The organism is Nocardia sp. NPDC004123, from assembly GCF_053603795.1.
In genome coordinates this window covers 78,482-99,152 of sequence record NZ_JBSGGG010000031.1, presented here as the reverse complement: position 1 = coordinate 99,152, position 20,671 = coordinate 78,482, and the positions used below count along the sequence as shown (strand labels likewise).

General features: G+C 68.9%; 17 protein-coding genes. 11 read left to right on the top strand and 6 right to left on the bottom strand.

The genetic code is table 11. From position 1 onward, the window contains the following. Positions 1–15 precede the first annotated feature (15 nt). Positions 16–933 (bottom strand): LysR family transcriptional regulator, encoded by a 918-nt coding sequence (locus tag ACWEQQ_RS36750; RefSeq protein ID WP_452340969.1) that lies wholly within the window; start codon positions 931–933, stop codon positions 16–18. Between the two features lie 182 nt (positions 934–1,115). On the opposite strand from ACWEQQ_RS36750, the gene ACWEQQ_RS36745 reads away from it, so the two are divergent. Further along, on the top strand, positions 1,116–2,615 hold the full coding sequence (locus ACWEQQ_RS36745; protein ID WP_452351467.1) for a threonine/serine ThrE exporter family protein: 1,500 nt from the start codon (positions 1,116–1,118) through the stop codon (positions 2,613–2,615). On the opposite strand, the gene ACWEQQ_RS36740 is transcribed toward ACWEQQ_RS36745, so the two are convergent. Continuing rightward, positions 2,561–3,187, bottom strand: coding sequence for a GDSL-type esterase/lipase family protein (locus ACWEQQ_RS36740; protein ID WP_452340967.1), 627 nt, complete (start codon positions 3,185–3,187; stop codon positions 2,561–2,563). The two genes, ACWEQQ_RS36745 and ACWEQQ_RS36740, sit on opposite strands and share 55 nt — an antisense overlap. Positions 3,188–3,527: 340 nt before the next feature. Here ACWEQQ_RS36740 and ACWEQQ_RS36735 point away from each other — a divergent pair, with 340 nt between their 5' ends. Continuing rightward, on the top strand, positions 3,528–5,984 hold the full coding sequence (locus tag ACWEQQ_RS36735; protein ID WP_452351466.1) for a flippase-like domain-containing protein: 2,457 nt from the start codon (positions 3,528–3,530) through the stop codon (positions 5,982–5,984). On the opposite strand, the gene fadD5 is transcribed toward ACWEQQ_RS36735, so the two are convergent. Continuing rightward, complete coding sequence (fadD5, locus tag ACWEQQ_RS36730; protein WP_452351465.1) at positions 5,981–7,546, bottom strand: fatty-acid--CoA ligase FadD5; 1,566 nt, start codon at positions 7,544–7,546, stop codon at positions 5,981–5,983. The genes ACWEQQ_RS36735 and fadD5 overlap by 4 nt on opposite strands. A gap of 284 nt (positions 7,547–7,830) precedes the next feature. Between fadD5 and ACWEQQ_RS36725 the strand changes: the two genes are divergently transcribed. The 5 genes from ACWEQQ_RS36725 (at position 7,831) to ACWEQQ_RS36705 (ending at position 13,647) form a co-directional block, all read left to right on the top strand. After that, entirely contained in the window at positions 7,831–8,805 is a 975-nt protein-coding gene (locus ACWEQQ_RS36725; protein WP_354840956.1) for an NAD(P)H-dependent flavin oxidoreductase, read from the top strand. 143 nt (positions 8,806–8,948) lie between these two features. After that, entirely contained in the window at positions 8,949–9,122 is a 174-nt protein-coding gene (locus ACWEQQ_RS36720; protein WP_354840953.1) for a type II toxin-antitoxin system VapB family antitoxin, read from the top strand. 222 nt (positions 9,123–9,344) lie between these two features. Beyond that, positions 9,345–11,987: an acyltransferase domain-containing protein gene (locus ACWEQQ_RS36715; protein ID WP_452351464.1), complete on the top strand. Its 2,643-nt coding sequence runs from the start codon at positions 9,345–9,347 to the stop codon at positions 11,985–11,987. Between the two features lie 79 nt (positions 11,988–12,066). After that, positions 12,067–12,456, top strand: coding sequence for a hypothetical protein (locus ACWEQQ_RS36710; protein ID WP_452340963.1), 390 nt, complete (start codon positions 12,067–12,069; stop codon positions 12,454–12,456). A 27-nt stretch (positions 12,457–12,483) separates the two neighbouring features. Continuing rightward, positions 12,484–13,647 (top strand): cation:proton antiporter, encoded by a 1,164-nt coding sequence (locus tag ACWEQQ_RS36705; RefSeq protein ID WP_452351463.1) that lies wholly within the window; start codon positions 12,484–12,486, stop codon positions 13,645–13,647. An 88-nt stretch (positions 13,648–13,735) separates the two neighbouring features. Here the strand turns inward: ACWEQQ_RS36705 and ACWEQQ_RS36700 are convergent, their stop codons facing one another. The 3 genes from ACWEQQ_RS36700 to ACWEQQ_RS36690 form a co-directional block, all read right to left on the bottom strand. Further along, a complete protein-coding gene (locus ACWEQQ_RS36700) occupies positions 13,736–14,158 on the bottom strand; it encodes an RNA-binding S4 domain-containing protein (RefSeq protein ID WP_452351462.1) in 423 nt (140 codons plus the stop codon). Positions 14,159–14,200: 42 nt separating this feature from the next. Next, positions 14,201–14,872 (bottom strand): C40 family peptidase, encoded by a 672-nt coding sequence (locus tag ACWEQQ_RS36695; protein WP_452340960.1) that lies wholly within the window; start codon positions 14,870–14,872, stop codon positions 14,201–14,203. Positions 14,873–15,092: 220 nt separating this feature from the next. Further along, positions 15,093–15,350: a hypothetical protein gene (locus tag ACWEQQ_RS36690; protein ID WP_354840935.1), complete on the bottom strand. Its 258-nt coding sequence runs from the start codon at positions 15,348–15,350 to the stop codon at positions 15,093–15,095. Between the two features lie 188 nt (positions 15,351–15,538). Between ACWEQQ_RS36690 and ACWEQQ_RS36685 the strand changes: the two genes are divergently transcribed. From ACWEQQ_RS36685 to ACWEQQ_RS36670, 4 genes are all read left to right on the top strand, one after another. Next, positions 15,539–16,723 (top strand): AAA family ATPase, encoded by a 1,185-nt coding sequence (locus ACWEQQ_RS36685; RefSeq protein WP_452351461.1) that lies wholly within the window; start codon positions 15,539–15,541, stop codon positions 16,721–16,723. Positions 16,724–16,850: 127 nt separating this feature from the next. Beyond that, positions 16,851–18,806, top strand: a complete 1,956-nt coding sequence (locus ACWEQQ_RS36680) for an acyl-CoA dehydrogenase family protein (RefSeq protein WP_452340958.1) — start codon at positions 16,851–16,853, stop codon at positions 18,804–18,806. 361 nt (positions 18,807–19,167) lie between these two features. Then, on the top strand, positions 19,168–20,154 hold the full coding sequence (locus ACWEQQ_RS36675) for an alpha/beta fold hydrolase (protein WP_452351460.1): 987 nt from the start codon (positions 19,168–19,170) through the stop codon (positions 20,152–20,154). 182 nt (positions 20,155–20,336) lie between these two features. Beyond that, the gene (locus ACWEQQ_RS36670) at positions 20,337–20,624 is read left to right on the top strand and encodes a hypothetical protein (RefSeq protein WP_452351459.1); all 288 of its coding nucleotides are present in this window, start codon (positions 20,337–20,339) and stop codon (positions 20,622–20,624) included. Positions 20,625–20,671: the final 47 nt, after the last annotated feature.

The window sequence follows — 20,671 nt, the reverse complement described above, 5'->3', positions numbered from 1 at the left end:
TCCGACCGGCGGCGATCAGGAGGTGCGACGGCCGTCCGCGCCGTGCTGGCCCATGATGTCGGAGCAGCAGCGGATGAAATACCGCATGACCGGATCGGTCTCGGAGGCGTCCGGCCACACCACCGCCACCCGGGTGGGGCCGATGCCGTGCACGGGCCGGAACACCACGCCCGGGTGCTCGGTGCGGGCGGTGGACGCGGGGGTGAAGCTCACGCCGAAGCCATTGGCGATGGCGCGCAGCCATTCCTCGGTATTGCGGGCGATGGCCCCGATGATGGCGGTGTCCGCGGGCCGCGAGTCCAGGCCCATCCAATAGTCGCGCCACCAGCCGGTTTCCGCGGGCGAGGCGACGTACGGCTCGTCCCACAGCTCCCGGAAGGCGATGTCGTCGCGCTGGGCCAGCGGATGGTCCTCGGGCAGCGCGATCCAGCGTGGTTCGGCGAACAGCTCCCGCAGGTGGTATTCGTCCTGGCCCGGAAAGGGCAGGCGCAGCAGGGCGACATCGACGTCGCCCTCGTCCAGCCCGGCGGTCGGGTCGGTCCAGCCGCCCTGGTGCAGATCGACCTGCCAGTCCGGGTGCAGCCGGTGGAAGACCCGGATGATCTCCGGAATATGGCCGTCGGCAGCGCTGTTCACGCAGCCCAGCCGCAGCACCCGGGAGGCGCGGCTGGCATCGCTCTTGGTGTCGCGCAGGATCCGGTCCCAGGACGCCAGCAGCGCCGGCACCTGCTCGGCGAGTACCTTGCCGGCCGCGGTGAGGGTCCAGCCCGCGCGGGAACGAATGAACAGCTCCACACCCAGCTGCTGTTCCAGCTGTTTGATCTGGGTCGCCAGCGCGGGCTGCGCGACATGTAGTCGCTGCGCCGCCCGCGGCAGGTTCTCCGCGTCCGCGACTGCCAGGAAGTAACGCAGCAGTCGCGTATCGATATCCATGCCACCAGGTTAGGAAGAGGGCAACCGGTAGGCATACCCGATGGCTTGGAAGCCGGGATTCGGGCGGGATGCTATCGGCAGTTCCGCTTCAGAGCGAGGATGCATGGGAGTGAGATGGCTCGCGTCCGGCGGATCCGGGCCCGCCGCGCGCTAGATTTTGATTGCTACGAAGTTGCTCATCTATGGAGGCGAGGGCTACGAGTCTGTCGCGGCACCATCCACCGCACCGGCGCACGACGCGCGGCCGGGGCGCGCTGTCGCGCAGCCTCTACGGGGCCACCCGCAAGGCCGCCGGATCCATGGATCGCTGGCTGCGGCGGGTCGGCCCCGGCGCGGTCGCCCCGGCGGAGCAGGCCCCGCCGCCGGAGGAACCACCCATCTCCGCCGACCTGCTGGATCTGTTGCGGCACATGGGCGTAGCCCTCATCCGCTCGGGCGAGACCACCGGCCGGGTAAAGGACATCCTCGACGAACTGGCGCGCCGCTACGACGCCACCGAGGTGCACTTCTTCGTGCTGCCCACGGGAGTGTTCGTGCGCGTACAGGATTCGCGCGGATCGGCGATGGACCTGCTGGAGGCCGACTCCGACACGCTGCGCCTGGATCAGATCGCCGCGCTCTACGAACTCATCGACCGGATCACCAGCGAACTGCCGCCGCCGGCCGAGGCCACCGCGGCGCTCGAGGACATCCTCGCCTCGCCGCAGCCGACACCGGTGTGGCGGTTGCTGACCGGCAATGTGGTGCTCACCGTGGGGCTCGGCCTGATGCTCAACCCCACCTCCACCGCCCTGCTCGGCTACATCGTGCTCGGGCTGGCGGTGCAGCTGCTGATCATGGCGGCCGACCGGTTCCGGCTGCTGTACACCAGCCTGCCGGTGCTCGCCGGGGCGGTGGTCACCCTGCTGTCGTTCGGTTTTCCCAACGCGCTCGGCGGCGGCAATCCCTCCCAGCTGCTGATCCCCTCGGTGTCGAGCCTGCTGCCGGGCGCCATGCTCACCAACGGGTCCATCGAGCTGGCCACCGGATCCATGATCGCGGGCGCCAGCCGCACCATCTACGGCTTCAACAAGCTGGTGCTGCTGGCCTTCGGGGTGCTGGTGGGGCTGCAGCTGCTGGGCACGCTGCCCACGGTGTCACCACAGGCCGGACACGGATTGGGCTGGTGGACACCGATACTCGGGGTGCTGCTGATCGGACTGGGCCACAGCTGGCGGGCCAGCGCACCGCAGAGATCCCTGGGCTGGCTGCTGATCGTGCTGTACGCGGCGTTCTGCGGGCAGCAGCTGGGCACCCAGCTCGGCGGCGGGCTGCTCGGCTCGTTCCTCGGCGGCATGGTGGCGGTGCCGGTGGCATACCTGGTGCAGCGCTTCAAGGACGCCCCGCCGACACAGGTGGTGTTCCTGCCCGCCTTCTGGATGCTGGTGCCCGGTGGCATGAGCCTGAGCGGGATCTCCGCGCTGGTCACCGAGAACGACCCCAACGGCCTGCACATCCTGGTCACCGCGGTGCTCACCGTGCTCGCCATCGCGCTGGGCGTGCTGGTCGGCTCGGGCCTGGTGACCTCGGCCCGGGAGCCGCGGCTCCAGGGCATGGTCGAGGACTGGCTGGGACCCGGAACCGAAACTCAGCGCACCACCGGGAGTTCCGAGCCCGGATCGGCCAGCCAGAGCAGCCAGTGAGGCGCGAGCAGGGCGGCGAACTCGTCGTAGCCGGTCGCGCCCGGATGGAAGCCATCGCCGGCCGCGACATCGCGCATCCAGATCTGGTTCTCGCGCAACGGCTGATGCGCGCGCAGGTAGGGCACCGCGGCCTCGTCGCACAGGTCGGCGAAGCGGGCGTCCAGCGCCAGCAGCCGGGCATTGTGGTCGTCGTCGACATTGGGCGGCGGCGCGACCACCATTGTCTGCCAGCCCTTTTCCCGCGCCCGGCGGAGGATGTCGGCCAGATTGCGCTCCGACTCACCGGGATCGACCCGGGGACGGCCGTCCTCGAGCTGGGTGTCGTTGACACCGGTGGAGATCACCACCCGGCAGTCCGCACCCGCGGGTAGCCGGGGCGTGCACTCGGCCTCCCAGCGGGCCCGCAGCTCGGTGCTGTTCTCCCGCCGGATGCCGAGGTTGTAGCAGGTCAGCGGCTGTCCGGCCGCCGTGGCCCGGGCCGCCAGCCGGCCTGCCCAGCCCAGGCATCGCTGATCACCGACTCCCGCGACGAAGGACTCACCGACGAAACAGACACGGAGATCGAGCACCACGGCCCGATCCTCGCACGCCCGTTCGCGATCCTTCAAAGACTCGCATCAAGCAGGAATAACAGGGAAGCCGCAGGGAGGTGGAGGCGGTCGCGGCCCGTCTCGATGCTGGACCGCGGCTGGAATAGACCTCCGCCTTGCAGCGGGGGAGCGAAGCGGAGGAGGGAAGAATCGAGACCTCGGGGGCCGCGAACCCGCCCCGGAGCGGAGCAGAGGGGCGAATCAGACACTGTTACGGTTACGGCGTGTTGGGTGGTCGGTGATGCCGTCGACTGCCGCATACTCACACCGAGCCGACCTTGGGACCACAGCCGTTCCCACGATCCGAAAGCGCGAATAGGACATGCGAGTCGACGGGCGGGAGATTCCCGTCTCCGGCAGCCTGCTGCAGCCGCGGATCCGCCGGACCAGTGACATTCTGCGCGTTGTGCTGTCCGCGCTGTCGGTGGCCATCGTCATCGCCGGATCGCTGATCACCAGGCCGCAGTGGGAGGCGCTGGAACGCTCGGTCTCCGGCATCGTGGGGTTCCTGACCCCGGAACAGTCGAACCTGGTCTACATCGTCTACGGCATCGCCATTCTCGCGCTGCCCTTCGCCATTCTGGTGCGGCTGGTGCTGCGCGGGCAGTGGAAACTGCTGGCGGGCTTCGTCTCCGCGGGCCTGATCGCGCTGGGCCTGTTCTCCATCACCGGCACCGGCTTCTCCGCACCGCGCTGGCATCTGTCGGAACCGGGACAGGTCAACACCTTCCTGTCGCAGTTCCTCGACGATCCGCGCTGGATCGCCATGCTGGCGGCGACGCTCACGGTGGCCAGCCCGTGGCTGCCCGCACGGGCGCGACGCTGGTGGTGGACGCTGCTGCTGGCCTTCGTGCCGATCCACCTGTTCGTCTCGCTGGTGGTGCCCGCCCGGGCCGCGCTGGGCCTGGTGGTGGGCTGGCTGGTGGGCGCGGTCATCGTGCTGGTGGTAGGCACGCCCGCGCTCGAGGTGCCGCTCGACGCGGCGGTGCGGGTGCTGGCCCAGCGCGGGTTCCGGGTGACCGCCTTCAAGGTGCTGCGCCCGGCCGCCCGTGGGCCACTGGTGCTTTCGGCGAGCACGGTGCCGCAGCCGGAACTGGGCGCCTCACCCAACGGCGCGCCCGCCGTGGCCGGGACCGCGGCGGAGTCCGGTGAATCCCGTTCACCGGACAATGAATTGATCATCGAGATGTACGGCGCGAACCAGCGCAGCCGCGGCATGCTGCAGCAGCTCAAGCGCTGGCTCACGATTCGCAGCGGCGAGTACCCGGCGCCGTTCGCCTCCATGCGCCGCGCGGTCGAGCATCGCGCCCTGATGGGTTTCGCCATCGCCGATCTGGGCCTGGCCAGCAACAAGCCGCTCACCGTGGCGGCGCTGGACCGCGGCTGGATGGTGTACGCGCACACCGTGCCCCAGGGCCGGCCGCTGGCCGCCGCCGACGGGGAGCCGGTGCTGACCCGGGTGTGGCAGGCGCTGCACAGCATGCACCAGGCCCAGATCTCGCACGGCGAACTGCACGCCGAGGAGATCCGGGTCCTCGACGACGGCACCGTGCTGTTCGGCGGGTTCGTGCAATCCGAATTCGGCGCGTACCAGGCACGTTTCGACTCCGACGTGGCCCAGCTGCTGCTGTCCTCCGCGCATCTGTTCGGTGTCGGCCCGGCCGTGCGCACCGCGCTCGAAGTACTGGACAAGCAGGCGGTGCTGGACGCCTCGGCCCGGCTCACCAAGACCGCGGTGCCCACCCACCTCCGCAAGGCGGTGCCGGACGCGGGCGAGCTGATGAAGGACATCCGCGCGGAGGTGGCCGCGCAGACCGGGCAGGACAAGATCGAGGCCGCGCAGATCACCCGCTTCTCGCGCAACCAGATCATCCAGCTGGTGCTGCTCATCGGCCTGGTGTACGTGGCCTACCCGTACATCAGCGCGGTGCCCACCTTCGCCTCGGAGCTGCGCAATCTGAACTGGGGCTGGGCGCTGCTGGGGCTGACCGTGTCCGCCCTCACCTATGTGGGTGCGGCAATGGCGTTGTGGGCGTGCGCCTCCGAGGCCGTCAGGTTCGGCAACCTGCTGCTCATGCAGATCGCCAACACCTTCGCCGCGACCACCACCCCGGCCGGCGTGGGCGGGCTGGCGCTGAGCGTGCGGTTCCTGCAGAAGGGCGGCCTGGGTGCGGTGCGGGCCACCGCGGTGGTGGCTCTGCAGCAGACGGTGCAGGTGGTGACCCACGTGGTGCTGCTGCTGATCTTCGGCGCGCTGGCCGGAACCTCCACCAACCTGTCGCATTTCGTGCCCAGTGCCACGGTGCTGTACCTGGTGGCGGGCGCCCTGCTGGGCCTGCTGGGCGTGACCATGTTCGTCCCCAAGGTCCGCAAGTGGCTGCTCAACGAGGTGCGCCCGCAGCTGGCGGAGGTGGTGGGCCAGCTGAAGGATCTGGCCCGGCGGCCCGGCCGGCTGGCCATGATCGTGGGCGGCTGCGCCACCACCACCCTGGGCATGGCGCTGGCGCTGTGGGCCAGCATCGAAGCCTTCGGCGGCAGTACGACTTTCGTGACCGTCACCATCGTCACCATGATCGGCGGCACCCTGGCCTCGGCCGCCCCGACCCCCGGCGGGGTGGGCGCGGTGGAGGCCGCCCTCATCGGTGGTCTGGCCGCCTTCGGTGTCTCGGCGGGGATCGCGGTCCCCGCCGTCCTGCTCTACCGGGTGCTGACCTGCTGGCTGCCGGTGTTCTGCGGCTGGCCGATCATGCGCTGGCTCACCGCCAAGGACATGATCTAGGCCGAATACGCCTTGCGCAGTTCGACCTTCACGACCTTGCCGCTGGCATTGCGGGGCAGCTCGGGCACGACCACGAGGTGCTTGGGGTGCTTGTAGCGGGCCAGGGACTCGTTCAGGAACGGTTCCAGCTCTTCGAGGGTCAGGTCGTCGACGCCGTCGATGAGCGCGACCACCGCGACCGGCACCTCGCCCCACTTCTCGTGCGCGCGGCCCACGACGGCGGCCTCGTGGATCTTGGGGTGCGCGAAGAGCACGTTCTCGATCTCGGCGCAGTAGATGTTCTCGCCGCCGGAGATGATCATGTCCTTCTTGCGGTCCACCACGTAGATGAAGCCCTCCTCGTCCTGGCGGACCAGGTCCCCGGAGTGGAACCAGCCGCCGTGGAAGGCCTCCGCGGTGGCCTCGGGCTTGTTCCAGTAGCCCTGCATGAGAGTCGGTCCGCGATAGACGATCTCGCCGACCGTACCGGGTGCGACATCGTTCATCTCGTCGTCGACCACGCGGGCCTGGATGGTGGGGATGGGCAGGCCGACCGAGCCGATCTTGCGCAGCGCGTCCTTGCCCTCGAGCACACAGGTGATGGGTGACATCTCGGTCTGGCCGAACACCGCCACGTTGAAGGCGTTCGGGAAGCAGTCGGCCATGGCGCGCAGCACCGTGTCCGACGCGGGGGCCGCACCCCAGCACAGCGCCTGCAGCGCGAGGTTGCGCTGCTTGACGGTCGGCTCCTCGCAGATGAGCTGCCACTGCACCGGCACGCAGAAGGCGGCGGTGGCCTGCTCGGCCTCGACGGCGTCGAGGAATTCGGTGGCATCGAACGCACCCAGCGGATGCAGCACCGTTTTGCCGCCGAGCATGAAATACGGGGTGAGCGAGCCCAACCCGGCGATGTGGAACAACGGTGAGCTGCAGAGGCCGATGGAGTCCGGGGTGATCTCCATGGCCCGGATACAGGTCAGCGCCTGCGCGCTCATGTTCGCGTGGGTGAGCACCGCACCCTTCGGGCTGCCGGTGGTGCCCGAGGTGTACATGATCAGGCAGGGGGTCTCTTCCGGAATGTCCAGTGGCGCATGCGGTTCACCCGGCTCGGCCAGGAAGTCGTCGTAGCCGATGACGCCCGCGCCGGTCTGCCCGTTGATGACCACGATCGTGGACGGGTCCGGGGCCTGCCCGGCGACGCCCACGGCCAGCGGCTGCAGCACCGAGTCGGTGACGATGGCCTTGGCCCCGGAGTCGGCCACGATGTAGGCGACCTCGGGCGGGGTGAGCCGGAAGTTCACCGGCACCGCAATGGCCCCGAGCGCATTGATGCCCATGACGGCCTCGATGTACTCGGTGTAGTTCAGCGCCAGGATGAGCACACGATCGCCGAACCCGACCCCTCGACGGGACAGCGCGTCGGCGAACCGCTCCGACCGCTCGTGCAACTGCTTCCAGGTGGTGTCCACGCCCTTGTACCTGAAGGCGACCTGACCGGGCCGCATGGCCGCGTGGGTCGCGACCTGGTTCACCCAGTGGTTGCGACGCGACCGAATCGGCTCGTCTAGCGGCTGGAAGGTCATGCGGTGTCCTTTCACGCTGATCGCCTGTGAGAATAACGCTTAACTTTCTGACGTGACAAGGGTTACAGAGAAGGTTTCACCAATAAGTTCTCACCGCTTCATTCAGCAGTTCAGAGCACAGATTCGAGCCTGGTAGGCACCCGCATCCAGAAGCGGCCAGTCCCGGGTGCACTGGTCAAAGCCCTGGTCAGGTGCAAACTCTGACTCACATCAGGGTTGTCGCTCCATATGCAACTATGCGAGTATCGGGGCAGTTTGCGAGAGGCAGGGAGAGGACAGCGCCCATGGCACTGAAGACCAGATTCACCGAGACCTTCGGGGTCGAGCACCCCATCGTCCAGGGCGGCATGATGTGGGTCGGCCGCGCCGAACTGGCCGCTGCCGTCTCCGAGGCGGGTGGTCTCGGCATCATCACCGCGCTCACCCAGCCCACCCCCGACGATCTACGCCGCGAGATCGACCGCGCGCGTGAGCTCACCGACAAGCCCTTCGGCGTGAACGTCACCATCCTGCCGTCGATCAACCCGCCGCCGTACCAGGAGTACGTGCAGGCGATCATCGAGTCCGGCGTGAAAATCGTGGAGACCGCCGGATCCAATCCGGAGCCCTTCCTGCCGTACTACAAGGAAGCCGGCATCAAGGTGCTGCACAAGTGCACCAGCGTGCGGCACGCGCTCAAGGCGCAGAAGATCGGCGTGGACGGCGTGTCCATCGACGGCTTCGAATGCGCCGGGCACCCGGGCGAGGACGATGTGCCGGGCCTGATCCTGATTCCGGCCGCCACCCGGGCCCTCGACATCCCGGTCATCGCCTCCGGCGGTATCGCCGACGCCCGCGGCCTGGTCGCGGCGCTGGCGCTGGGCGCGGACGGCGTGAACATGGGCACCCGCTTCATGTGCACCCAGGAGTCGGCGATCCACCAGACGGTCAAGGAGCAGATCGTCGCCAACTCCGAGCGGGCCACCCAGCTCATCTTCCGCACCATGCACAACACCGCCCGCGTGGCGGACAACGAGATCAGCCGCAAGGTCGTCGAGATCGAGAAGGCCGGCGGCAAGTTCGAGGATGTCAAGGATCTGGTGGCGGGCGCGCGCGGCCGCCGGGTGTTCGAGGACGGCGACCTGGACGCCGGCATCTGGTCGGCCGGTCAGGTGCAGGGCCTCATCGACGACATCCCGACCTGCGGTGAGCTGGTCTCCCGGATGGTCACCGAGGCGGAGGCGCTGATCCAGCAGCGGCTCGCGGGCATGATCGGATAATTCCGGCGAAAGTCCGTACGTCCCAGACAATTACGACAGAGCCCTTGGCATTTCCTGCCAAGGGCTCTGGCCATTCCGGCTATCGGCGCCTGTTGGATCCGTCATGCTTTGAGGACACGACGGATGCGGCGGAGGTGCCTGAAATGGCCATCACTCGAATCTATCTCGACGACGACGCGCTGCGCCGGACCATGGCCATCTCTGGTGTGAATACCGAACAGGACGCGGTGAACCTAGCACTGCGGTTCTTCAGTTCCCATGCCACCGCCGAGGATTTCGACCATCCCTTCCAGGGGCGGACGGCCACGGCCTCGTAATCATGCGCAACGATGACCCCGAGGCCTTCGGGGCGATCGGATAGGCGCTGACCTGCACAGCGCCGGCTGACGAATTCGCCTGCGCAAAAGCTCTTCTGGCCGCGGCGAATTCTTGGCAGAATCGCCGGTGGTACCTCGACGGCCGACAGCGCGCGGACACGGGAGGGCATTCCTGTGCGGCAGAGTACGAGAGCATCGACCGATCCCACCCCGTTCCCCCGGGTGTCGATCGTTGGCGTCGGCTGCCGGTCGACGGGTCTGGAGTTCGATCACGAGTGGTTCGGCATGGATCGCCTCGCGGCCGCCGGGCTCACCCCGCGCCAGCGCACCAACCTCGAGGTCGCCGTGGAAGCACTGGACGACTCCGGATTGGGCTGTCTGGCACCGGCGTCCAATGCGGCGGTGGTCTTCGGCGCGGTCGGCGGCACCAATAGCGCCCACCACCTGTCGCGTGCCCTGGACCTGCGCGGTCCCAGCCTCACCGTGGACAGCCGGCGCGCCTCACCACTGGTCGCCGTGGATATGGGCGTACGTCTGCTGGCCGACGAAGCCGTGCCCTTCGTCATCGCGGGCGGTGTGGATCTCGCTCTGCTACCCGACATTTCGGACCTTCGGATACCGGTGCCCAGGAATCGCGGCACCGGCGCCGGCGGCGGCAATGGCATCTGCACCGTCCTGGTGCTGCAGCGCACGACCGACGCGCTCCGGACCCGAACCCGCCGCTACGCCGATATCGGCGGGCCCGCCATCGGATTCCCCGAGGCGGACAGCCCCGACGCACACATCGCCCTGGACGACCCCGCGCGACCGGGTGGGACCCCCGCCCTCGACCGCGGCGACGAACCCCCGGTTCTCCTGCCCCTCACCGGACGCGACCCGGCCGCCATCCACGCCCTCGCGCTGCGCTGGGCCGTCGCGATCGGGTCCTATCGCTCACTGCGCGAATTCGCCTCCGCCACTGCCCGGCTGATACCCGAACCCACCCGCGCCGGGGTTCTCGCCCGCGACAGCGCCGAGGCCGCGGCCCACCTGCGCACGCTGGCCCGCCGCATCGACACCACGCCCGCGATCGCCCGCACCACGGGGACGGTCGCGCCCGCACCCCTCCCACGCGCGGCGACCGGCATCTTCGACCCGGTCCGCACCGATCACGACGGCGGCACGCTCTTCCTCTTCCCCGGAACCGGCGGCCTCCCGCGCATGGGACGCGCGCTCGCGGCCCGGTACCCGGTCTTCGCGGCGGCATTGACCGCGGCAGTGGACGCCGTGGCAGCGGCCGGCGGCCCACGAGTCTGGACGCCACGCAATGGATTCCACCGAATGACCCCTACGGGTCGAGGCGGCGAGCACGGGCCCGATCGCGCGCGCGAATTCGGCTGCGAGGGCGACACTTCGGGCGAATCCGGCGCGCGCGGCATCGTATTCGAGCATTCGGCATTGTTCGCCTTTCAGGTCGCACTGGCCGAATTGCTCGAGTCGGTGGGGTTGCACGCGGATGCGGTGGCCGGGCACGGCGCCGGTGAGGTGGCCGCCGCGGTCGCGAGCGGCGCGCTGTCGCTGGACGACGGGGCACGGGTGGCGGTGGCGCGGGCGCGGCTGCTCGAGCGGGCCGGTGGGGGTGGAGCCGCGGCCGTGCTCGAGGCGACCCTCGCGGAGGTGACCCGGCTGGTCGAGCCCATGCGCGCCGATGTCGCCGTCGCCGCGGTGGACGGTCCGACCGCCATCACCGTGGCGGGCGAGCCCCGCTATGTCGACGCCCTGGTGCGGCGGGCCCATCGCCGCACCATCTTCGCCCAGCGCCTCCCGGCCGACGCAATACCCGCCGCCGCGCACCTGCCGGCGATCCGCGACCGCGCCGCCGAATTGCACGGTGAACTCATCGATCTCGAGGCGAATCCGCCGCAGCTGCCGTTCTACTCGACCACCCGGCCCGGCCCGGTGCCCCGGATGCCGGACACCCGGGCCACCGGGGACGAGACCGCGCGCACCACGGCACCGCCCGCCACGGCGGACGATCTGCGCACGGACGCCGCCTACTGGGCTGCCAATGCGTGGCATCCGATCCACTTGGCCGCGGCGCTGGAATCCGCTGCCGCCGACGGGATTTCGAGGATTCTCGAGATCGGGCCGCAGCCGGTGCTGACCCCGGGGTTGCGGGAGCGCGCCCCGTTCCGGGAGGGCGCGCAGGCCGTGCTGTCCCGCGACGACGAGGCGGAGAGTTTCCTGCACACCATCGCGCGGCGCTATCTGGACGGGTGCGCCGTGGACTGGACGGCCCTCGGCTCGCTGACGGCCGCTCCACCGCAACGGCAATGGCGCAGAACGGATTCCGGTGCGCGGCGCCGGTGGCGCGACGGCGGCTTCGGCGCGGCGTACCCGGCCGGGCAGCCGCCGGCACCGGCCTTTCCGGCCGTCGACATCCGGCCGGACGGGACGTATCTGGTCGCGGGCGGGCTGGGCCCGCAGGGCGAGGTCGCGGTGCGCTGGCTGCTGGAGGCGGGGGCGCGGGACGTGGTGGTGCTGACCCGCACGCCGCGCCCGCTGCCGGCGGGGTTGACGGGGATGGAGGAGCGGATCGTGGTGATGCGGTGCGACTGCGCCGATCGCACCGATCTGGCGACGGCGCTGCAGGACATTCGCGAGTGCGGGCCGGCCGTCCGGGGCGTGGTGCACGCGTCGGGGGAGACGCGGCTGGTGGCGGCGGCGAATCTGCTGGAGTTGACGGCGGCGGATCCCACCGATTTCACCGTGCTGCTGACCTGCGTACCCAGTGCGGCCGAGCCGGGTGCGGTGCGGGAACTGGCGGCGGCGCAGGTGGATCGGCGGGTCATCTGCGTGGAGTGGGTGGTCGGCCCCGCAGCCTGACAGCCGGGCAAAACGGTCAATTGGGACCGAATCCGCGTGTCCATAGGCGACCGGTCGGTCGCACGGGAATGATGGCTCCATGGCGGACCCCGAGATCACGGTCAAGTGGAAGAAGGAGCCGGACGAGCACGACTACCCGGCCGCCGCGGACTACCTCGACATGCTGGCGGAGCCGGACATCGTCGACAAGGTCATCCAGAAGCTGCGCGACGCCCCCGTGGTGCACAAGAAGGCGAAGGACCTGCTGCGCGCCTCCCAGCTGGAGATCCTGCCGACCTACAACCCCTTCGTCCGCCGCGACCTCGCCAAGATCACGGCCGGCCTGGCGCTCTCGCCGATCCTGGTGGTGCGCGGGGACTTCCGCAAGGCCGTGCCCATGCAGATCGTGGACGGCTACCACCGGGTCTGCGCCATCTACTACACCGACGAGAACATCGCGATCCCGGTGAAGATCGCCTCCCTGCCCTGACCGCGTGAATGCCGAGACGACGACGCCGTGACCTTCCAGACCCTCACCCTCATCACCCTGCTCGGCCTGGCCGGGCCCTGGCTGGCCTGGCGGCAGTCCTGGCACCTGCCGGTCATCCTGGGTGAACTGCTGGCCGGAATCGTCTTCGGCACCACCGGCTTCGGCCTGCTGCACCCGGAGGACCCGACCTTCGCCTTCATCGCCGATGTCGGCTTCGCGGTGGTCATGTTCGTGGCCGGCACCCACGTGCCGGTGCGGGACGCGGCCATTCGCTCGGCGCTGGGGCGGGGCGCGCTGCGCGCGGTGCTGGTGGGCGTGCTCTCGGTGATCGCCGGGCAGGGCATCGCGGCCTGGTTCGACACCGGACACGGACTGCTCTACGCCGTTCTGCTCGCCTCCTCCTCGGCGGCCATCGTGCTGCCCATCATCGATTCCCAGGGGCTGAGCGGAAAACCCGTGCTGGAGATGACCGCTCAGGTCGCCATCGCCGACGCGGCCGCGGTGGTGGCGCTGCCGCTGGTGATCGATCCGCACAATGCGAGCCGGGCCGCGCTCGGGGCGCTACTGGTGGCCGGGGCGGCGGTGGTCGCGTACTTCTTCCTGCGCTGGCTCGAGGACTCCGGCATCCGGCATCGGCTGCACAAGATCTCCGAGGATCGGCAGTTCGCGCTGGAACTGCGGGTCAGCCTCGCCCTGCTGTTCGCCCTCGGCGCGCTCGCCACCCGCAGTCACGTCTCGATCATGCTGGCGGGCTTCGCACTCGGCCTGGTGGTGGCGGCCATCGGGGAACCGCGCCGAGTCGCCAAGCAGCTCTTCGCCATCAGCGACGGCTTCCTCGCACCGTTGTTCTTCGTCTGGCTCGGCGCACGGCTGAACCTGCGCGAATTCGGCGACCACCCGCACCTGATCCTGCTGGGCCTGGCACTGGGCGCGGGCGCGGTACTGGCCCACGTCCTCATGCGGTTCCTGGGTCAGCCGATTCCGCTCGGGGCCATCGCTTCCGCGCAGATCGGCGTGCCGGTCGCGGCGGTCACGGTGGGCACCCAGCTGCACGTGCTGAAGCCGGGCGAACCGGCCGCGCTCATGCTCGGCGCGCTGGTCACCATCGCCGCCGCCGCGTGGGGAGCGCGGGCGGCGTCCACGGGCACGGGCACGCCGGGCGATGCCGCAATATCCCAGCGAGACAACTGATTTCGTGAGTCGGGGGTAACTCGCCGGGCACGTCCGAAATCGGGTTGGCACCCAAGCTTCGGCACGGGCGCAAGGCTGTCGACGGCTCCTAGCCGTCCGCTGAAGCCCCGGGGAGGCCGGGGAGGTCGCGCCCCAGCAACCGGTCCGTCTCGCGGCGCTCGCGCTTGGTCGGGCGGCCGGCGCCGCGATCACGGCGCGGCAGGAGGGCGGTCAGCTGCGGGTCGGGCGGGGGCGGGCTCTTGTCGATCATGCACTGCCCGGCCACGGCCGCGCCGACGCGCTTGGTGATGAGCTGCTCGACGATGACGATGCGTTCGGAACCATGGACGCGGACGCGGATCTCGTCACCGGGCTTCAGCTGGTGCGCGGGCTTGACCGGTACGCCGTTGACCCGCACGTGCCCGGACCGGCAGGCCGCAGCGGCCGCGGAGCGGGTCTTGAAAATGCGGACGGCCCAGGTCCAAGAATCAACTCGGGCCTGAGCCGTGGTGCTCAGTGGAGCAGTGGTCACACGTCGACGATACTGCGTCGGGCGTTGACGATCATATGTGCGTCAGGCGTTGATGATGCGGCGCGCGGTGACGACCTGGCTGGCGTGCAGGTTGGTGTAGGAGACCGGGGTGCCGGTCTGCACGGCGTTCAGCAGCTTGCCGTCGCCGGCGTAGATGCCGACGTGGCCGCCGCCGTTGGTGATGACGATGTCGCCGGGCTGCAGGTCCTCGAAGGCGACCGGGGCGCCGACGTTGGACTGCTCGAAGCTGGTGCGGGGCAGCTCGACTCCGGCCTGCTTGTAGGCCCACTGCACGAGGCCGGAGCAGTCGAAGCTGTAGGGACCGGTCGCGCCCCAGGAGTACTGGGCGCCGACCTTGGTCTCGGCGGCGTGCAGCGCGATGTCGCCGACGGAGCTGGACTTCTGGAAGATGCTGGGCAGCTGGAACTGCGGAGCGGGAGCAGCCGGGACGCCGACCTGAGCGCCGCCGCCCAGTCCGCCCGGGGTCTGCAGCGCCGTCTCGGCGTCCTTGACCGTCTGGTTGAACTGCTGCACCTGGGGCGCGAAATCGTCCGGCACGTCGAAGTTTCCGATGCCCGGGATCTCGACGGTGGCGGCGGTGGCGGTGATCGCCGGGAACACGCCGGTAGTCGTCGCGGCCATCGCACCCATGACGATGGCGCCCTTCACGGAATTCGGAAGCCGAGATTCCTGCTGCAAGCTGTGCTTACCCACTGAGCCGCATCTCCGATCTTGCTGCTGTAACGTCGCGGGCTGCCTCTCCGATGAAGCAACAGACTCCGCTAAGTCACGAGAAGATTACGACTAGGCCGCCGTGTTGTCCACCCGACACGATAGGCGCGTCGCATCTTTACGAAAATGCCCCGCTGAACAAGTAATTCGGGGTATAGGGCCGTGGATCACGAGACGATATACGTGGTCAATACGCCCGTTATCAATCCTTCGCCTCGATCGCCCGCTCCAGCTCGGCAATCCGCCGGCGAGCGTCCGCGAGATCGACTTCCAACTGCCCCAGCGCCATGACCAGCGGACCCACCGCGAGATCGGCTACCAGCTGCGGATCGTCGTACCCGCGCTCGATGGCCACCAGGATGTTGTTGCGGATGCGCGCGGCCACGATCGCCTCGGCGGGCACGTTCCAGGATTCGACCACCTCCGCGACGGTGGGCGTGGGTACGGCTTCTTCCGACATGAACCCTCCTGCGCTGGATCCCAACGAATCAGGCATAAGGGTAGAGACCCCCGAGGACACCGCGGACTCGCTGTATCGACTTCCGCCGATCGCGAATCGGCCGAGCCGGTATGCCGGTCGATAGCTGTCTCTAGTGTCCTCGATAGATGCCCGGATAATCCGCGACGACCGCGCTACGGTTGGGCCGCATGGACCCCGTCAGGAATCCCTACGCACCCGGCGCGGGGCAGCGACCGCCCGAGCTCGCGGGCCGGGACCGGCAGCTCGACGCCTTCGACATCGTGCTGGAGCGGGTGGCGCGCGGACGGCCGGAACGCAGCGTCATGCTCACCGGTTTGCGCGGCGTCGGAAAGACGGTGCTGCTCAACCAGCTTCGCTCGGCGGCCCGCTCGCGCGGCTGGGGCACCGGGAAGCTGGAGGCCCGCCCCGATCAGGAACTGCGGCGGCCGCTGGCCTCGGCGCTGCACATGGCGGTGCGTTCGATCGCTGTGACACACCGCAATCCGGAGCAGGTGGACGATTTCCTGGGGATTCTCAAGGCTTTCGCACTGCGCTCCACCGACGGCAAGGGCATGCGGGAACGCTGGAACCCGGGCATCGATGTGCCCGCGGTGACCGGGCGGGCCGACTCCGGCGATATCGAGATCGATCTGGTGGAGCTGCTCATGGAGGCGGCGGCGCTGGTGCGTGATCTGGGCATCGGCATCGCGGTGTTCATCGACGAGATGCAGGATCTCGGGGCGGCCGACATCTCGGCCATCTGCGGGGCCTGCCACGAATTGAGCCAGGACGCCGCGCCTTTGATCGTGGTCGGGGCGGGTCTGCCGCACCTGCCCGCGGTGCTGACCGCGTCCAAGAGCTACTCCGAGCGCCTGTTCTCCTACCATCGCATCGATCGGCTCGATCGGGAGTCGGCCGACCAGGCGCTCATCGCGCCGGCCGAGCGGGAGGACGTCAAGTTCTCCGAGGAGGCGCTGGACGCGCTGTACCGGAAGGCCGACGGGTACCCGTATTTCGTGCAGGCGTACGGCAAGGCCGCCTGGGACGCGGCGGCGCAGAGCCCGATCTCGGCCGAGGATGTGGCAGTGGCGTCGCCTGCGGCCGAAGAAGAGCTGGCGGTTGGTTTCTTTGGCTCCCGCTACGAGCGAGCGACGCCGGCCGAGCGCGAATACATGCGCGCCATGGCCGACCTGTCCGGCGACGACGGACCGGTGGCCACCTCGGCGGTGGCGCTCGAGCTGGGACGCAAACCCGCCTCGTTGTCCCCGGCGCGCGACGGCTTGATCAAGAAGGGTCTGATCTACTCGGCCGAGCGCGGAACCATCGGTTTCACGGTGCCGCATTTCGGCCGATACCTGCGCGGCGTTCAATAACCAAAGATTAGCGAGCTGATCAAGATCATCTTGTGACAAGGCTTTTTGATCTTTGCCAGCCCCTACCGGCGGGTAACAAAGACTCCTACACTCGAATGTGATTCTCATCACGGTCGAGGAGGACATCATGGCGACTGCCGCCAAAGTCGACGCCACCGAAGAACAAGCCCGGGCACTGGTCGAGGAATCCCGCGAAACCACCTGGGCCAAGCCGTCCTTCGCCAAGGAGATGTTCCTCGGCCGGTTCCGGCTCGACCTCATCCATCCATTTCCGCGCCCCGACGCCGCGGACGCCGCCAAGACCGAGGCCTATCTGACCCGGCTGCGGGCCTTCTGCGAGACCATCGACGGCCAGCGCATCGAGGCCGAGGGCCGCGTCCCCGACGAATACGTGCGCGGGCTGGCCGAACTCGGCTGCTTCGGCCTCAAGATTCCCGAGGAGTACGGCGGGGTCGGGCTGTCGCAGGTGGGCTACAACAAGTCCCTCATGCTGGTCGGCTCCGCACACGCCAGCCTCGGCGTCCTGCTCTCCGCGCACCAGTCCATCGGCGTGCCCGAGCCGCTCAAGCTGGCCGGCACCCCCGAACAGAAGCGAGAGTTCCTGCCGCGCTGCGCCAAGGGCGCGGTGAGCGCGTTCCTGCTCACCGAACCCGATGTGGGCTCCGACCCGGCACGCATGGCCTCCACCGCGACCCCGACCGCGGACGGGGAGGCCTACGAGATCAGCGGCGTGAAGCTGTGGACCACCAATGGCGTTGTCGCCGAACTGCTCGTGGTCATGGCGCGGGTGCCCAAGAGCGAGGGCCATCGCGGCGGCATCTCCGCGTTCATCGTGGAGGCCGACAGCCCCGGCATCACGGTGGAGCGGCGCAATGCGTTCATGGGCCTGCGCGGCATCGAGAACGGTGTCACCCGGATGGACAAGGTGCGCGTACCCAAGCGGAATCTGGTGGGCCGCGAGGGCGACGGGCTCAAGATCGCGCTCACCACCCTCAATGCCGGTCGCCTCGCCATCCCGGCCATGTGCACGGCCGCGGCCAAGTGGTCGCTCAAGATCGCGCGGGAATGGTCGGCCACCCGCGTGCAGTGGGGCCGACCGGTCGGCGAGCACGGCGCGGTCGGCGCGAAGCTCTCCTACATCGCGGCAACGACTTTCGCGCTGGAGTCGGTGCTCGATCTGTCGGGCACCATGTGCGACGAGAACCGCAACGACATCCGCATCGAGGCCGCGCTGGCCAAGCTGTGGGCCTCGGAGATGGCGTGCCGGATCGCCGACGAACTGGTGCAGATCCGCGGCGGCCGCGGCTACGAGACCGCGGCCTCGCTGCGGGCCCGCGGCGAAAGAGCCGTCGGCGCCGAGCAATTGGTGCGCGATCTGCGCATCAACCGCATCTTCGAGGGTTCCAGCGAGATCATGCGGCTGCTCATCGCCCGCGAGATGGCCGATGCCCACATGGCCGCGGCCGGGGCGCTGGTGGATCGCAATGCCGAGCTCAAGGACAAGGCCAAGGCGGCGGTCGGGGCGAGCGGCTTCTATGCCAAATGGTTCCCGCAGCTGACCGTCGGCGCCGGCACCGCGCCGGTCGGCTACGGCGAATTCGGGCCGCTGGCCCGGCACATGCGCTTCGTCGAGCGGATGTCACGCAAGCAGGCCCGCGCCCTCATGTACGGCATGGCGCGCTGGCAGGCCAAGCTCGAATACAAGCAGGGCTTCCTGGGCCGCATCGTCGACATCGGCGCGGAACTGTTCGCCATGGCCGCGGCCTGCGTGCGCGCCCAGTCCCTGCGGGTCGACGGCAATCCCGACGGCGTGGCGGCCGAGGAACTCGCCGAGGTCTTCTGCCGCCAGGCCCGCCTGCGGGTCGAGAAGCTCTTCGACGATCTCTGGTCCAACACCGATGACGCCGACACCGACCTCACCCGCGGCATCCTCGACGGGCGCTACCGCTGGCTCGAGGGCGGCGCACTGGATCCGAGCGAGGGCACCGGCCCCTGGATCGCCGAATGGCAGTTCGGGCCGTCGGTGGAACAGAACCTGTTGCGCCCGTTCCTCCCGTCCACGAAGACGGGGGTGGCCACGTAGCCAAGCTCCGCACAGAAATCTGCCGCTCTCTAGTCCGATTGCTAGAGAGCGGCAGATTGTGATGACAGCCGGAATGTGACGATGCGGTATCGGACCCCGGTCACTGTCGATGCGATATGAATCCACTTTTGTCTAGTCCATTCACTAGATTTGAGTAGAAATTGCCCACGCCGACCGGACGTACAGGGATTTCTACACGGGTCTTGCAATGTGGCGAGACTCCGATAGATCCCCCGACAGTCGTGCATAGATCAGCGGAGACAGTTGGACAACTTGTCCATAACGCCTGGTGTGGGGGGTTAACGCAGGGGTTATTTCTATCGACAACCGGGCAAGAAGGCGCACTCTTCAGGAGGACGTCATGTCCACGATCGACACCCGCGCGGCCGATTTCGACGGCCACCACATCACCGTGTCCGCCGATGACGGCGTGCCACTCGCGGTGCGTGAGTTCGGCACCACCGACGCCCCCGTCACCGTCGTGTTCGTCCACGGGCACTGCCTGCGCGCCGAATCGTGGGCGTTCATGCGCGGGCACCTGCTGCAGACCTGGGGCGACGACACCCACATGGTGTTCTACGACCATCGCGGACACGGGGATTCCGGCAATGCCGACCCTTCCACGTACACCATCGAGCAGCTGGCCCGGGATCTGGACGCGGTGCTGCGGGCCGTGGTGCCGGCCGGACCCGTTGTCCTGGTGGGTCATTCGATGGGCGCCATGACCGTGCTGGCCCACGCCCGGCTGTATCCGGAGACGATCGGGACCCGGGTGGTCGGCGTCGGCCTGCTCTCCAGCGCCGCTAACGGGGTGACCCGGGTGGGGCTGGGGCGGCTGCTGAGCGCACCGGCGGTGAACTCGCTGCGGGTGGCGGTGCGGCGCGCGCCGCGGGCCATGCAGGCCTCGAAACACCTGAGCCGCCGCATCTTCGAGCCCATCCTGCGGGACGCCACCCTGGGCACCCGCAAGGTGAGCCCGCGCATGCTGGCGGTGGCGACGGCCATGCTCAACGACACCTCGCTGCTGACCATGGCCAGCTTCCTGGAGTCGTTGATCCGCTTCGACGAGACCGCGACCCTGCACCGGCTGGGCTCGATTCCGGTACTGGTGCTGGCCGGGTCCGCGGACCTCATGATTCCGTTCGCGCACTCGGTGGTGCTGGCCTCCCAGGTCACCGACGCCGAGCTGGTGCGGCTGGATGGCGCCGGGCACAGCGTGATCCTGGAGCGGGCCGAGGAGGTGGCCGCCGCGGTGGTGGCGCTGGTGGCCCGGGCGACCGCGGCGGTACGCGGCGCGGACCCGGACTGCGGTCCCGACTGCGGGCCGGAGTACGCCATCGCCGGGTAGCCAGAAGATCATCCGCGACGGGCGGTTTCGAAGATCTGAAACGTCCGCCGCCCCAATTCCGCACCCGGTGACAGGCCCTCTAGCTGCGAATATTGATTGCCGACGAGACGAATCCCGCACGATCACGTACTGTGTTGTAGATCACGATGTGTGGTCTGTCACACGGCTCGAGGAGGGTTTCGATGACACGCAGCGAGATTGCGGAACTCCGCTACGCGGTCGGCCAGCTCCGGCAGTGCGTCACCGCACTGCGTTCGCATTACGGAGACGCGGGCACGGTCCGCCGGCTGGAGAACGATCTGGAAAGGCTCGTCATCGACACCGACGAGTTCGAACAGGCGCCGCCGCCGGAAACACCGCAGGCCAAGCAGGAGACGATCTACGTCCCCGACGCCAAGCACGATGAGGCGGCCTGGATGGGCGCGCAGGACGAGGGCCTGGGCTTCCACTCCCGCCCCCGCACCAAGTAACTGATCCTTCGTTTCGAACAGCGGGAGGGCCACCTCGACAATGGCGT